The sequence below is a fragment of the Streptomyces sp. AMJ-169 genome (genome assembly GCF_055597585.1).
In genome coordinates this window covers 45,684-59,186 of the sequence record NZ_JBVLTJ010000019.1, presented here as the reverse complement: position 1 = coordinate 59,186, position 13,503 = coordinate 45,684, and the positions used below count along the sequence as shown (strand labels likewise).

Sequence of the window (13,503 nt, the reverse complement as noted above, 5' to 3'; positions counted from 1 at the left end):
CCACGTGGGCTTTGCGAGCGGCGCAAGTCTTGTATCCGCGCAAGCCTCGCAAGCCGCACACCCCTGTAAGCGCGCGCACCCCTGTAAGCGCACCCCTGTAAGCCCCGCAATCCAGGACACCGCCCCTTACACCGCCGCCAACCCCTTCCCCAGCCCTGCCCCCGCCCCCGCCCCCGCCGCCGGCCTCCGGCGTATCACCAGTGCCATCAGCGCCGCCGCCGCACACAGCGCCCCCGACGTGTACCAGACCACGTCGTACGAGCCGAACACGTCCCGGGCGACGCCCCCGAGAAAGGCGACCAGGGCCGCGCCGATCTGATGCGAGGCGAGGACCCAGCCGAAGACGATCGCGGAGTCCTCCCCGTAGTGCTCGCGGCACAGCGCGAGGGTGGGCGGGACGGTGGCGACCCAGTCGAGGCCGTAGAAGACGATGAAGAAGACCATCGGAGGGTGCACGGACGGCGCGAGCAGCATCGGGAGGAAGACGAGGGAGATGCCGCGCAGCGCGTAGTAGACCGCGAGCAGCCGGCGCGCCTCGAACCGGTCGGTGAACCAGCCGGAGGCGATGGTCCCCACGACGTCGAAGACACCGATCACCGCGAGCAGCGAGGCCGCCGCCGTCACGGGCATGCCGTGGTCGTGCGCCGCGGGCACGAAGTGGGTCTGGACGAGGCCGTTCGTCGACGCCCCGCAGATCGCGAAGGTCCCAGCGAGCAGCCAGAACGGCCCCGTGCGCGCCGCGCGCCCCAGCACGGCGAGCGCCCGCCGCGCGGCCCCGGGCACGGGCGCGGGCTTCTCGACGAACTCCCGCGCGCCGTACGGGGCGAGGCCGACGTCCGCCGGGTGGTCGCGCAGCAGCAGCCAGACGAAGGGGACGACGGCGAGGGCGGCCAGTGCGACGGTCACCGCCGCGGGGCGCCAGTCGTAGCTGGTGACCATCCAGGACAGCAGCGGCAGGAAGATGAGCTGGCCGGAGGCGGAGGCGGCGGTGAGGATGCCGCTGACCAGGCCGCGCCGCTCGGTGAACCAGCGGTTGGTGACGGTCGCCGCGAACGCCAGCGCCATCGAGCCGGAGCCGAGGCCGACCAGCAGGCCCCAGCAGAGGATGAGCTGCCAGGGGGACGTCATCCAGACGGTCAGTCCGGCGCCGACGGCTATCACGGTCAGCGCGACGGCGACGACCCGGCGGATGCCGAAGCGGTCCATCAGCGCGGCGGCGAAGGGGGCCGTCAGTCCGTACAGCGCCAGGTTGACGGAGACGGCGGCGCCGATCGTCCCGCGCGACCAGCCGAACTCCTCGTGCAGCGGGTCGATCAGCAGGCCCGGCAGGGAGCGGAACGCCGCCGCGCCGATGATCGTGACGAAGGTGACGGCCGCGACGAACCACGCGCGGTGGACGCGGCGTTTCCCAGGGGGTGCCTGGACGGGGACGGTGCTCTCTTCTGTCTTGCTCACGCCGTCAAGCTTCGGCATCGCGACCACCTCCTTCGAGTGGCCCGAAGGACAGCGTTCGTTAGGATCGGGCCATGCCCGGCAGCAGCGAAGGCCCCCGTCCCCCGGAGGACGGCTTCCGTCCCCACCGCGTCGTCGTCCTCGCCCTGGACGGCATCCTCCCCTTCGAACTCGGCATCCCCCACCGCATCTTCGGCCGCCCCAAGGACGCCCTGCGCCGCAAGCTGTACGAGGTCGTCACCTGCTCGGTCCGCCCGCCGGGGCCGGTGCGCACCGACGCCGACTTCAGCATCGACGTCGGGCACGGGCCGCAGGCGCTGGCCGGCGCCGACACCGTGATCGTCCCCGCCTCCTACAAGATGGGCCCGGTCTTCACCGAGGGCGTCCTCACCCCGGAGCTGGCGGCGGCCCTGGCCCTCGTACGGCCCGGCACCCGGCTCGCGTCGATCTGCACCGGCGTCTACGTCCTGGCCGCCGCCGGGCTGCTCGACGGGCGCCGCGCGACCACGCACTGGGCCGACGCCGACCGGCTCCAGCAACTCTTCCCGAAGGTCGACGTCGACGCGGACGTCCTGTTCATCGACGACGGCGACATCCTGACCTCGGCCGGGGTCGCCGCCGGGATCGACCTGTGCCTGCACATGGTCCGCCGCGACCACGGCACAGCCGTCGCCAACGAGGTCGCCCGCCGCACCGTCGTGCCGCCGCACCGCGACGGCGGGCAGGCGCAGTACATCGAGCGGCCCGTGCCCGACGCCCGGCAGACCACCACGGCCGGCGCCCGCGCCTGGGCGCTGGCCCGGCTGCACGAGCCGATCCAGCTGCGCGACCTGGCCGCCCAGGAGGCCATGTCCGTCCGGTCCTTCACCCGCCGGTTCCGCGCGGAGTCCGGTGTCAGCCCCGGACAGTGGCTGACCCGCCAGCGTGTCGAACGTGCTCGTCACCTTCTCGAATCCACCGACCTCTCCGTCGATCACATCGCCCACGACGCCGGTTTCGGCACCGCCCAGTCCATGCGCCAGCACCTCCAGTCGGCGCTCGGCGTCACACCCACCGCCTACCGCCGCACCTTCCGCACCAGCTCCGGATCCGGCTCACACGACGACGGTACGGCCCGCCACTGACATCCCGCCCGGCCTGTGGACAACTCCGCCCATGTCCACGCCAACCGGGTTTTCCACAACCCGCGCCGGCCCTCGACTCCCGCCTGGAAAGCCCCTGTTCAGAACGTCAGCACCGCCCGCGCCACCCGCCCCGCCTCCGCGTCCGCCCGCGCCTTCTCGAAGTCCTCGACCGCGTACGTCCGGCTGACCAGTTCGTCGAGCAGCAGCCGCCCCGACCGGTACAGCCCGGTGTACAGCGCGATGTCGCGCTGCGGCCGTGAGGAGCCGTAACGGCAGCCCAGGACCGCCTTGTCGAGGAAGAGGGAGGTGACCTTGAAGGACGCCTCGGCGTCGGCGGGCGGGGTGCCGAGGAGGACCGCCTGGCCGCGCCGGTCGAGCAGGTCGATCGCCGCCCGCACCAGCTCGACCCGGCCCACGCACTCGAAGACGTGGTCCGCGCCCGTGGGCAGCAACTCCCGTACGCGGTCGGGGGAGGTGAGGAAGTCGGTCGCCCCGAACGCGCGCGCCGCCTCCTCCTTCGCCGGGTTGGCGTCGACGGCGACGATCCGCAGCGCGCCCGCGATCCGCGCGCCCTGGAGCACATTGAGCCCGATCCCGCCGGTGCCGAGGACGACGACGCTGTCACCGCGGTCGACCCGCGCGCGGTTGAGGACGGCGCCCACCCCGGTCAGCACCCCGCACCCCAGGAGCGCGGCGGAGGTCAGCGGCACGTCCTTGGGTATGCGCACCGCCTGGACGGCTTTGACGACGGTGCGTTCGGCGAAGGCCGAGTTGGACGCGAACTGGTACAGCTCGGCGCCCGCGCGCGTGAAGGGCCGCCGGGGCCGGCCGATCGCCTTGCGGCACATGGTGGGCCGCCCCCGGTCGCAGTCCGCGCAGGCCCCGCAGTTGGCGAGCGTGGACAGCGCCACATGGTCGCCGGGGGCCACATGGGTCACCCCGGCGCCGACGGCCTCGACGACCCCGGCGCCCTCATGGCCGAGGACCACGGGGACCGGGAACGGGATGGTCCCGTCGACGACGGAGAGGTCGCTGTGGCAGAGCCCGGCCGCCGCGACGGCGACGAGCACCTCACCCGCGCGCGGGGCGCGCACCTGGAGATCCGAGACGACCTCGACGCGTGTCCCGTCGTACACGACACCCCGCATCACGCCGCCCCCTTGGGCTGTCTCGGCAGGCCGAGCACGCGCTCGGCGATGATCGTGCGCTGGATCTCGTCCGAGCCGCCGTAGATCGTGTCGGCCCGGGAGAACAGCAACAGCCTTTGTGCGTCGTCGAGTTCGTAGGGCGCGTCCGGTGTCCAGTCGCGGGGGCCGGTCGCCGCGCGGGCGCCGCGCACCAGGGCGCCCGTCTCGCCGAGCCGCCGGTGCCAGCCGCTCCACAGCAGCTTGGCGACACTGGTCGCGCCGGGCTCCTGCGCGCCCCCGAGCGTGCGCAGGGCGTTCCACCGCATGACCCGCAGCTCGGCCCACAGCCGCACCAGGCGTTCGCGTACGACGGGGTCGGCGACGGTGGCCTCGCGCGCGATGGCGTCCAGCTCCTCGGCGAAGCCGATCTGCTGGGCGAGGGTGGACACCCCGCGTTCGAAGCCGAGGAGGCTCATGGCGACCGTCCAGCCCTCCCCTAGGCGGCCCACCAGGTGCTCGTCGGCGGCGAACGCCCCGTCGAAATACACCTCGTTGAACTCGCTCGTCCCGGTGAGCTGGCGGATGGGCCGTACGTCGACCCCGGGCTGGTCCATGGGGACGAGGAGGAACACCAGGCCCCGGTGGCGGGTCGAGCCGGGTTCCGCGCGGGCGAGGACGAAGCACCAGTCCGCCTCGTGCGCGAGCGACGTCCAGATCTTCTGCCCGGTGATCCGGAAGCCGCCGGGGCAGCGCTGCGCGCGGGTGCGCAGCGACGCCAGGTCGGAGCCGGCGCCGGGTTCGCTGTAGCCCTGGCACCAGGTCTCGCGGCCGGCGGCGACCGGCGGCAGGAAGCGGCGTTTCTGCTCCGGGGTGCCGTGCGCGAGGAGGGTGGGGGCGAGGAGGTTCTCGCCGATGTGCCCGGCCCTCGGGGGCGCTCCCGAGCGCGCGTACTCCTCGGCCCACACGACCTGTTGGGTGAGGGTGGCGCAGCGGTTGCCGTAGCCCTCCTCGCCCCACCCGAGGCCGATCCAGCCGGCGGCGCCCAGGGCGCGCTCCCAGGCGCGGCGGTCGGCCGGGAAGGGGTCCCGCGCGCGCAGCCAGGCGCGGGCCTCGCGGCGGAACTCCTCGTCCTCGGCGGCGAATGCGAACTCCATGGCCCCCTCCTGCCTCACGCGTTGGGCCGCCGGCCTTCGGCAGCCGCCTCGCGCATCCGCTCCAGCTGCTCCAGCAGCGGCATGCGCTCCACCCCGACGACGCCCGACAGGGCCCGCTCGACCTGCTCGACGCTCCAGCCGCCGGGCGCGAACGCGGCCCGGACCTCCCGGGGCTGCGCCCACACCGCGAGTTTGGCACCCGCGGCCGTGTAGACCTGCCCGGTTATCCACAGGTCACGTGCGCGGTCCGACAAGAGGAAGATCACCAGCGAGGCGACGTCCTCGGGTTCGCCGATCTCGGTCAGCTCCATCGGGACGCCGGCCGACATGCGGGTGCGGGCGACGGGCGCGACGGCGTTGGCGATCACCCCGTAGCGGTGCAGTCCGAGGGCGGCGCTGCGCACCAGGGAGATGATCCCGCCTTTGGCGGAGCTGTAGTTGGCCTGCGAGACGGAGCCCTGGTGGTTGCCGCTGGTGAAGCCGACCAGGGCACCGCCGCCCTGCTCGCGCATGACGGCACAGGCCGCGCGGAACACCGTGAAAGTGCCCTTGAGGTGGGTGGCGAGGACCGAGTCCCACTCGTCCTCGGTCATGTTGAACAGCATCCGCTCGCGCAGGATGCCCGCGACGCAGACGGCGCCGTCGAGGCGGCCGTACGTCTCCAGGGCGGTGTCGACGACCCGTTGGCCGCCGGTCATCGTCGCGATGTCGTCGGCGACGGCCACGGCCTCGCCGCCGGCCGCGGTGATCTCCTTCACGACGTCCTCGGCGACCTCGCTGGCGGGTGAGGCGCCGTCGACGGCGACGCCGTAGTCGTTGACGACGACCCGCGCGCCCTGGGACGCCGCGGCGAGGGCGACCGCGCGGCCTATGCCGCGCCCGGCGCCGGTGACGGCGACGACCTTGCCGGCCAAGAAGTTCCCCACGCCTCGCCCCTTCCCGCGGTTTCTGACGGACCGTTAGATTTTATGGCGCGCCCGACGGGCGAGGACAAGCCCCGGGGAGGCACCGGATGGCACTGCCGGACGAGTTCCACGAGTTGGCCGGGCGCGTGAACAACTGGGGGCGCTGGGGGGCCGCCGACGAACTGGGCACGCTCAACCTGATCACCCAGGACGTGGTCCGCGCGGCGGTCGCCGAGGTCCGCAGCGGCCTCAGGGTGCCGCTCGCGCTGGCCCTCAAGGAGGACGGGGTGCAGAGCGGGGCGATCCCGGGGCGGGTCAATCCGCTGCACGCGATGGTGCAGATCAACCAGGAGGTGTTCGGGCCGGGCGGGGTGGCGTGCAGCGACGACGTGGTGACCATGGGGCTCCAGGCGGGCACCCATTGGGACGCGCTCAGCCATGCCTCGCACTCCGGGCGGCTCTACAACGGGCGGCCCGCGGGCACGGTCACCGCGCACGGGGGCGCCGAGTTCGGCGGGATCGGCCGGGTGCGCCACCTCGTCTCGCGCGGGGTGCTGCTGGACGTGGCCCGCGCGCGGGGCGTCGACCGGCTGCCGGGAAAGCACGCGGTGACGCCCGAAGACCTGTCGGCGGCCGAGGAGTTCGCCGGTGTGCGCGTGCGCGCGGGAGACGTCGTCCTGGTGCGGACGGGGCAGGTGCGGGTGTATCTGGCCGGGGACCGGCACGGTTACGCGTATCCGTCGCCGGGGCTGTCGGTGCGCACCCCGGAGTGGTTCCACGCGCGCGATGTCGCGGCCGTCGCGAACGACACGCTGACCTTCGAGATCCTGCCGCCGGAGATCGAGGACCTGTGGCTGGCGGTGCACGCGCTGGACCTGGTCGAGATGGGGATGCCGCAGGGGCAGAACTGGAACCTGGAGGAGTTGTCCACAGCCTGTGGAGAAACCGGGCGGTACGCGTTCTTGCTGACGGCGACCCCCGAGCCGTTCTCCGGCGCGACGGGCGCCCCGGTGGCGCCGGTGGCCGTCCTGTGACGCGCGGGCCGCTCAGCCGGGCCGCTGGAGGGCCTGCGGGGCCCCTTCCGAACGGCGGCGCGCTGCGCCCGCCCCGAGCACGGCGCCGCGCGCCGCCGTCCGGACCCGGCGCGCCCACCCCACGTCCCCTCTGCCCCGAGAGGGAACCGGCGCCGAGTCAACGACCCACACTCGCCGAGGGCCTCCGTCACCGTCGCCCTCGCCGTCCCCTCGCGGCGAATCGCTGACCACAAGCGTGATCAAACGGACACGCCGCGTCAACACCTCTCGGGGATTTATGGAGGTGAGACCGCTTCGCGCCGGGCGCGCACGGAAGCACGCCCAGGCGCACCGGACGCACGCCACCCGCGCGCTAGACGACGCCGTAGGCCAGCCCCTCGAACGCGCCCAGCCCGTAGCGCAGCCCCCGGCTCTCGCGGCGCTCCGCGCGGCGGTCCAGTTCGCACCAGATCCGTTTGCCCGCGCCCTCCTTGGCCCAGCCCCAGCGGTCGGCGAGGCCGTCGACGAGGGCGAGGCCGCGCCCGCCGGTGGCGTCCTCGCCGGCGCAGCGGGGCACAGGGGCCCGGTCGCTGCCGTCGGCGACCTCCAGGCGCAGCGTGCCGCGTTCGGCCGCCTCGCAGTCCAGGGAGAGCTTCAGGACGGCCGGGCCGCCGGTGTGCACGACCGCGTTGGTGACCAGTTCGGAGACGATCAGCGCGAGGGTCTCGGACAGCGACTCGTCGTCGCCCAGGGCGGACCCGGCCAGCCGCGCGCAGGCCCATCTGCGGGCCCGGCCCACTTCCGCGGGGTCGGGCCGGATCTCCAGCTGCACTTGAAGCACCTGCACCGTTCACACCATCCGAACCGGCGGACACATGGCCGCGCGTACCGTGACAGAACGTGATTCCCTTGCGGAACAGCCTGATTGACGTTCCGTCACCCCTACAAGCGCTTCAGGCATATTCCAGCGCGGAGGACCATCCGTGCGGCATACTGCGCGACTCCCTCCAAGGGCGGTCGGACAGGCAACACCGGGGCCGTACCCGCCCGGACGCACTCGCATCCCCCGAAGGTACCGGAGCCGGACACCGACTCCGCGCCGTGACGGGTCACGCGCAGGACACAACCCGGTATCGACGCTCCGTCACCATGTCACCGCTCCGCGGACAGCAGTTCGCACGCGAGGAGTTCCTCCCCGTGGGCCGTGCCGCCCGCGCGGCGGGCGCGCACCCACGCCCGTTTCAGCAGCAGATGCACCTCCGCCTCCCAGGTGAACCCCATCCCGCCGTGCACCTGGAGGCAGTCGCGCGCGCCCTGGACGGCGGCCTCGTCCGCGAGGACCCGCGCGCACGCGATGTCCGCCGCGTCCCCGGTGACGGCCGCCGCGTAGACGGCCGCGCGCGCGACCTCCACGCGCACGAGGATGTCGGCGCACAGGTGCTGCACCGCCTGGAAGGCCCCTATGGGCCGCCCGAACTGCTCGCGCGTACGCGCGTGATGGGCCGCCAGTTCGCACGCGCGCGCGGCGGTGCCGAGCTGTTCGGCGGCCGTCAGCAGACCGGCGAGCGGATCACCCCACCGGGGACGCGCGCCCGTCACCCGGTGCAGCGGCGTCAGCGGATCGACGGACCGCACCCCCACGGCGCCCTGCCCGTCATACCCGAGGACGACGTCGGCCGCGCCCCACCACTCCGTCAACTCCCCGTCGACCACAGCGACGACGGCCTCCCCGGTCGCCGCCCCCGGTACCGTCCCGGCGGCCAGGTGGGTCGCCACCAGCGGCCCCGGCAGCAGCGCCCGCCCGGCCTCCTCGAACGCCAGGACCGCCTCCGGCAGCCCCGCCCCGGCGCCGCCCGCCTCTTCGGGCAGCCGCAGCGCGAAGAACCCGGCCTCCCCCAGGGTCCGCCACAGCGCCCGGTCCAGCCGGTGCTCCCGTACGGCGGCCCGCAGCGCGTCGGCGCCGAAGCACCGCGCGAGCAGTTCCCGCACCCCCGCGCGCAGGGCCCGCTGTTCGTCCGTGAGCCGGAAGTCCACCAGGCCCTCCTTATCGCCCCTTGGGCAGCCGCAGGATGCGTTCGGCGACGATGGTCCGCTGGATCTGCGAGGTGCCGGCCGCGATGGTGTACGACAGCGACGACAGCCGCTCCAGCGTCCAGGGCCGGTCGAGGTCGAGGGCGGCGTCGCCCAGGACCTCGGCCGCCGCCTCGTACAGCTGCTGGCGGGCCTGGGAGTAGCGGAGTTTGAAGACCGACCCGCCGACGCCGGGGACGCCGCCGGCCGCCGCCGCGCTGACGTTCCACTGCGTGAGCCGCCACAGCGCCCGGAACTCGGCGTTCAGACGGCCCAGACGGCGTCGTAGGGCCGGATCGTCCCAGCGGCCGTTCTCCCGTGCCTCGCGCGCCGTTTCGGCCAGCACGCGGCGGCAGGCGACCACCTCGCCGGCGAAGGCGGTGCCGCGCTCGAAGGAGAGCGTGACCATCGTGACGCGCCAGCCGTCGTTCTCCTCGCCCACCCGGTTGGCCACGGGGACGGGGACGTCGTCCAGGAACACCTCGGCGAACTCGGCCGACCCGGCGAGCGTGCGCAGCGGCCGTACGGTGATCCCGGGGGCGTCCATGGGCATCGCGAGCCAGGTGATGCCCTGGTGCTTGGGCGCCGAGGGGTCGGTGCGCACGAGGAGTTCGCACCAGTCGGCGACCTGCGCGTGGGACGTCCAGATCTTCGAGCCGCTCACCCGGTAGACGTCGCCGTCGCGTCGCGCGCGCGTGCGCAAGGAGGCCAGGTCGGAGCCGGCGCCGGGTTCGCTGAAGCCCTGGCACCACACCTCCTCGCCGCGCAGGATCGGCTCCAGCCAGCGCGCGCGCTGTTCCTTCGTGCCCTCGGCGGCGATCGTCGGGCCCGCGTGGAGCAGGCCCACGAAACCGGCGCCCACATACGGCGCCCCGGCCCGCTCGGTCTCCTCCAGGAAGATCAGGCGGACGGCCGGGGCGGCGTCCCAGTGCACGTGCGCGTAGCCGGCGTCGTAGAGCCTGCGCTGCCAGCCGAGGTCGTGGGCGCGGCGGGCCGGCCAGTCCTGGGGGGACGGTTTCGGCGGCAGCCCGGGGAGGGTTCTCGCGAGCCATGCGCGCAGACGCGCGCGGAACTCCTCCTCCTCGGGCGTGGCGTCGAGGTCCATCAGCGCCGCTCGTCGAGGTCCAGGCCCAGCATGCGGATCGCGTTGCCGCGCATCAGCTTGTGGACGGTCTCGTCGTCCAGGCCCTTCACGTGCTCCAGGGCGACCTCCTTGGTGTGCGGGAAGGTCGAGTCGACGTGCGGGTAGTCCGTCTCGAAGGTCGCGTTGTCCCGGCCGACGACGTCCAGGGAGGCCACCCCGTGCCGGTCGCGGAAGAAGCAGCAGAAGATCTGCCGGTAGTAGTACGTCGACGGCGGCTCGGGGACCAGGTCGCGGACGCCGCCCCACGCGCGGTGCTCCTCCCAGACGTCGTCAGCGCGCTCCAGGGCGTACGGGATCCACCCCATCTGCCCTTCGGAGTAGGCCAGTTTGAGGCGCGGGAAGCGCACCAGGACGCCGCTGAACAGGTAGTCCATCATCGACGCCATCGCATTGTTGAACGAAAGGGACGCCTGGACGGCCGGAGGGGCGTCCGGGGAGGCGGCCGGCATCTGGGAGGACGACCCGATGTGCATGTTGACGACCGTCCCGGTGTCCTGGCAGACCGCGAAGAAGGGGTCCCAGTAGCCGGAGTGGATCGACGGCAGCCCCAGGTGCGTGGGTATCTCCGAGAACGTCACCGCGCGGACCCCGCGCGCGGCGTTGCGGCGGATCTCGGCGACGGCCAGGGAGACGTCCCACAGGGGGATCAGGCACAGCGGGATGAGCCGGCCGCCGCTGTCGCCGCACCACTCCTCGACCATCCAGTCGTTGTACGCGCGCACGCACGCGTGGGCGACCTCCTTGTCGTGCGCCTCCGCGAAGGTCTGCCCGCAAAAGCGCGGGAAGCTCGGGAAGCACAGGCTGGCCTCGACGTGGTTGAGGTCCATGTCCTTCAGCCGCTCGGCCGGGTCCCAGCAGCCCGGGCGCATCTCCGCGCGGGTGATGCCCTCCAGGGTCATCTCGTCCCGGTCGAAGCCGACGGCGGCGATGTTGCGCTTGTACGGGAACTTCAGGTCCTCGTAGATCCACCAGTCGGTGGGCTGCCCCTCGGGGTCCATCGTGATCTGGTACTTGCCGCCGACGTACGCCAGTTCACCGATCCCGGCGGTCAGCGGCTGCGGCCCGCGCTCGCGGTAGCGGGCCGGGAGCCAAGTGTCGAAGAGGTGCGCCGGTTCGATGACGTGGTCGTCGACGCTGACGATGCGCGGCAGCTCACCCATGGGGACCCCCACTCGCTATCTGATGGACCGTCAGATGATGCGCAGACTAGCCGCGCACCCCTGGACCGACAAGGCGCCCGGACCTACGCTCTGGCCATCACCTGACGAACCGTCAGAACCCTGCCCCCGAACGCCGGACGACCCGGGAGCCGATGTGAACGACACCGCGCACGCCCTGAGCCGCGCCGCCACCCTGTGGGAGCTCGCCGAACGCCGCGCCGCGCTCACCCCCGACCGGCCCGTGCTCCTCCAGGAGGACCGGGTGCTCACGTTCGGCGGACTGTGCGCGCGTGCGGAGCGCGCGGCGGCCGGGCTGCACGGCATGGGCGTGCGCCCCGGGACCGTCGTCGCCTGGCAGCTGCCCACCCGGATCGAGACGGCCGTGCTCTCCCTCGCGCTGGCCCGCCTCGGCGCCGTCCAGAGCCCCGTGATCCCGTTCTACCGCGACCGCGAGGTCGGCTTCGCGCTGCGGGAGTCCGGGGCGCAGTTCTTCGCCGTACCGGGCGTATGGCGCGGCCACGACCACACGGCGATGGCCCGCAGGCTCGGGGCACGCGGCGTCTTCGAGGCGTACGACGGCCTGCCCGACGGCGACCCGGCCGTCCTGCCGCCCCCGCCGGCCGAGGGTTGCTCCGTCCGGTGGATCTACTGGACGTCGGGAACCACCTCGGACCCGAAGGGCGTTCTCCACACAGACCGCTCGCTCATCGCGGGCGGCTCCACTCTGGCCCACGCGCTCCACCTGTCGGCGTCGGACGTGGGGTCCATGGCCTTCCCGTACGCCCATATCGCGGGTCCCGACTACACCGTGATGCTCCTGCTGTACGGCTTCCCGGCCGTGATGTTCGAACGCTTCGCCCTTCCCGAGGCACTCTCCGAGTACCGGCGGCAAGGCGTGACCCTCGCGGGCGGGTCCACGGCGTTCTACTCGATGTTCCTCGCGGAGCAGCGCAAGCAGCCGCGCGCGAAGCTGATCCCGACGCTCCGCCTCCTGGCGGGCGGCGGGGCGCCCAAACCGCCGGAGCTGTACCACGCGGTCGTCCGCGAGATGGACGTCCAGCTCACCCACGGCTACGGCATGACCGAGGTCCCCATGATCACGATGGGGGCGCCGGACGACACCCCGGAGAACCTGGCGACCACGGAAGGCAGGCCCCCGGAAGGGATGGAGATACGGATCGTCGACGGGGAGGTGCGCCTGCGGGGGGAGGCCGTCTGCCAGGGCTACCTCGACCCGGCCCAGACGGCGGAAGCCTTCGACGAGGAGGGCTTCCTGCGCACCGGCGACCTGGGCCGCCTCACCGGGACCGGCCACCTGGTCCTCACCGGCCGCCAGAAGGACGTCATCATCCGCAAGGGCGAGAACATCTCCGCCAAGGAGCTGGAGGACCTCCTGGCCGCCCACCCCGCCTGGGGCGAGGCCGCGGTGATCGGCCTCCCGGACCCGGCGCGCGGCGAGCGGGTGTGCGTGGTCCTCGAACGGACCGCTCCGGCGCCCGCACTGGAGGAGGTGGCCGCCTACCTGCGGGAGAAGGGCCTGTCCCCGCACAAGCTGCCGGAACAGCTGGAGCTCGTGGACGCCCTCCCCCGCAACGACACCCTGCGCAAGGTCCTCAAGTACAAGCTGCGGGAACGCTTCGGAACGTGAACCGGCCACCCTGGGCCAGCTCTTGAACCGACCATCCTGGTCGGCCCGTGAACCGCCCCCCTAGTAGGCCGACACCGCCCCCGACCGCTCCGTCTCCTCCTGCGCAGCCGTCGCCGCGGCGACCGTAGGGTGCACCTCGAAGAGCCGCCGCACCCCCAGCGCCCCGAACACCCTGTTGACGTGGGAGTCCGCCCCGCCCACAGGCAGGACCAGGCACAGCCGGCCCCGGCAGGAGCGCAGCAGGCGGCGGGTGGCGATCAACACACCCACACCGCTGGAGTCGCAGAACTCGACCTCCGAGAGGTCGAGGACGAGGTCGCGGCGGCCCTGCGCCACCTCGTCGTGGACGCGCCGGCGCAGGGCCGGTGACGTCACCAGGTCCAGTTCGCCCGATACGTGGAGCACGGCCCATTCACCCCGCTCGTCGCCGGTCACTTTGAACGCCACCACCACGCCCTTCGCTCGCCGGTACGGAAGCGGTCCCTTCGCTTCCTCATCGCTTCCATGCAGCGCGGCTGCCCAGCGGCCGTTCCCCGAAACACCCCCCTGAAAACGGAAAGTGAATGAAGGAGGCTTGTTTCCGTCGCATTCGATCCTGTTCGATTCACTTCCTGACAATTTTTGGATCACTTACGGGTCATCTCTGAGGGCAGAAGCGGGTAGACGGACCACGATCGAGGCCCAATACCACCCTCCGGCCCGCCAG

General features: G+C 72.9%; 12 protein-coding genes. 3 read left to right on the top strand and 9 right to left on the bottom strand.

Annotated features, from left to right (window positions below):
- Positions 1-126: 126 nt before the first annotated feature.
- Positions 127-1,473 carry an MFS transporter gene (locus tag ACYUD3_RS34255; RefSeq protein WP_470978875.1) on the bottom strand — a complete coding sequence of 449 codons (1,347 nt, stop codon included), beginning with the start codon at positions 1,471-1,473 and terminating at the stop codon, positions 127-129.
- 53 nt (positions 1,474-1,526) lie between these two features.
- Between ACYUD3_RS34255 and ACYUD3_RS34250 the strand changes: the two genes are divergently transcribed.
- Entirely contained in the window at positions 1,527-2,576 is a 1,050-nt protein-coding gene (locus ACYUD3_RS34250) for a GlxA family transcriptional regulator (RefSeq protein ID WP_470978872.1), read from the top strand.
- Positions 2,577-2,674: 98 nt separating this feature from the next.
- Here the strand turns inward: ACYUD3_RS34250 and ACYUD3_RS34245 are convergent, their stop codons facing one another.
- Genes ACYUD3_RS34245 through ACYUD3_RS34235 form a run of 3 tightly spaced genes read right to left on the bottom strand, consistent with a single transcriptional unit; the run spans position 2,675 to position 5,783 of the window.
- Positions 2,675-3,724, bottom strand: a complete 1,050-nt coding sequence (locus ACYUD3_RS34245; RefSeq protein ID WP_470978870.1) for a Zn-dependent alcohol dehydrogenase — start codon at positions 3,722-3,724, stop codon at positions 2,675-2,677.
- Positions 3,724-4,857 (bottom strand): acyl-CoA dehydrogenase family protein, encoded by a 1,134-nt coding sequence (locus ACYUD3_RS34240; RefSeq protein ID WP_470978868.1) that lies wholly within the window; start codon positions 4,855-4,857, stop codon positions 3,724-3,726. Before ACYUD3_RS34240 ends, ACYUD3_RS34245 begins: the two co-directional genes overlap by 1 nt.
- Positions 4,858-4,871: 14 nt before the next feature.
- Positions 4,872-5,783: an SDR family oxidoreductase gene (locus tag ACYUD3_RS34235; RefSeq protein ID WP_470978865.1), complete on the bottom strand. Its 912-nt coding sequence runs from the start codon at positions 5,781-5,783 to the stop codon at positions 4,872-4,874.
- Positions 5,784-5,869: 86 nt separating this feature from the next.
- On the opposite strand from ACYUD3_RS34235, the gene ACYUD3_RS34230 reads away from it, so the two are divergent.
- On the top strand, positions 5,870-6,796 hold the full coding sequence (locus tag ACYUD3_RS34230) for a cyclase family protein (protein ID WP_470978861.1): 927 nt from the start codon (positions 5,870-5,872) through the stop codon (positions 6,794-6,796).
- A 352-nt stretch (positions 6,797-7,148) separates the two neighbouring features.
- Here ACYUD3_RS34230 and ACYUD3_RS34225 read toward each other — a convergent pair whose 3' ends face one another.
- The 4 genes from ACYUD3_RS34225 to ACYUD3_RS34210 form a co-directional block, all read right to left on the bottom strand.
- Complete coding sequence (locus ACYUD3_RS34225; protein WP_470978858.1) at positions 7,149-7,622, bottom strand: ATP-binding protein; 474 nt, start codon at positions 7,620-7,622, stop codon at positions 7,149-7,151.
- Between the two features lie 305 nt (positions 7,623-7,927).
- Entirely contained in the window at positions 7,928-8,809 is an 882-nt protein-coding gene (locus ACYUD3_RS34220; RefSeq protein WP_470978855.1) for an acyl-CoA dehydrogenase family protein, read from the bottom strand.
- A gap of 10 nt (positions 8,810-8,819) precedes the next feature.
- Positions 8,820-9,950 carry an acyl-CoA dehydrogenase family protein gene (locus tag ACYUD3_RS34215; RefSeq protein WP_470978852.1) on the bottom strand — a complete coding sequence of 377 codons (1,131 nt, stop codon included), beginning with the start codon at positions 9,948-9,950 and terminating at the stop codon, positions 8,820-8,822.
- Positions 9,950-11,149, bottom strand: coding sequence for an amidohydrolase family protein (locus ACYUD3_RS34210; protein WP_470978849.1), 1,200 nt, complete (start codon positions 11,147-11,149; stop codon positions 9,950-9,952). The genes ACYUD3_RS34215 and ACYUD3_RS34210 overlap by 1 nt, the downstream gene beginning before the upstream one ends.
- Before the next feature lie 154 nt (positions 11,150-11,303).
- Between ACYUD3_RS34210 and ACYUD3_RS34205 the strand changes: the two genes are divergently transcribed.
- Entirely contained in the window at positions 11,304-12,797 is a 1,494-nt protein-coding gene (locus tag ACYUD3_RS34205; protein WP_470978846.1) for a class I adenylate-forming enzyme family protein, read from the top strand.
- A gap of 60 nt (positions 12,798-12,857) precedes the next feature.
- On the opposite strand, the gene ACYUD3_RS34200 is transcribed toward ACYUD3_RS34205, so the two are convergent.
- Positions 12,858-13,250, bottom strand: coding sequence for an STAS domain-containing protein (locus ACYUD3_RS34200; RefSeq protein WP_470978843.1), 393 nt, complete (start codon positions 13,248-13,250; stop codon positions 12,858-12,860).
- Positions 13,251-13,503: the final 253 nt, after the last annotated feature.